The sequence below is a fragment of the Streptomyces sp. H27-H5 genome (assembly GCF_026627505.1).
Taxonomy (GTDB): domain Bacteria; phylum Actinomycetota; class Actinomycetes; order Streptomycetales; family Streptomycetaceae; genus Streptomyces.
The window spans coordinates 1-662 of the sequence record NZ_JAPNLK010000357.1 but is presented as its reverse complement, the minus strand read 5'-3'; the positions used below and the strand labels follow the sequence as shown (position 1 = coordinate 662).

Here is a 662-nt window from a genome sequence, read left to right as displayed (position 1 = left end):
CAGGCCACGTGCAGCCAGCGGCGCACGCTGCCGATACGGGTGGTCGTCTCGTCCGCGTGCAGGACGTGCCCCATCACGAGCAGGGCCCGGATCAGGTTCACCGAGTCCCCGACCAGGCCGGCGGCCTGGCCAAGCAGGGAGGCCACCCAGCCGGTGGAGACCTCCGCCCCCGTCACATCCTTGATCAGCCGCGCGGTCCGCTCGACGGGAATGTGCTGGAAGACCAGCAGGTAGACGGCGAGCGCGCGCAGGTTCGGCCCGTATGAGGACGGCGACCCTGCGAGGGCGGCCGGCATCGGGGAGGCGGTGACGGTGCCGCACGAACACCGGCAGCGATGCGCCCGATGCTCGGTGACGGTGACCGTGGACAAGGGGATGTCGCGGACCTGGCGACGCTCGAAGCCGATGCTGTCCACCTCGCCCAGCACGCCCCCGCAACCGGTACAGGCCACCGGAAGGTGGTCCTCGGTGACATCGGGCTTCTCGGTCATGGCCAGCCCGGCCCCGCCCGCACCGGGCTGCCGCCCCCGCTTACGCCCACTCTTGACCTGCGGCTTCTTCACCGGCCGCCCGAAGGCATCCGAAGACGGCGGCAACGAGGAGTTGCCCGAGTTCCGGCCAAGACGCCGCTCCAGCTCCGCCACCCGAGCCGTCAACCGCTC

General features: G+C 71.5%; 1 protein-coding gene and 1 pseudogene. Both read right to left on the bottom strand.

Annotated features, from left to right (window positions below; genetic code table 11):
- Window positions 1–491 (bottom strand): IS66 family transposase (locus OTB19_RS43235; RefSeq protein WP_267804345.1); only part of this gene is annotated, 491 nt, incomplete at its 3' end.
- A gap of 21 nt (window positions 492–512) precedes the next feature.
- Window positions 513–656, bottom strand: a pseudogene (locus tag OTB19_RS43950) (DUF6444 domain-containing protein); the annotation flags it as partial.
- Window positions 657–662 lie beyond the last annotated feature (6 nt).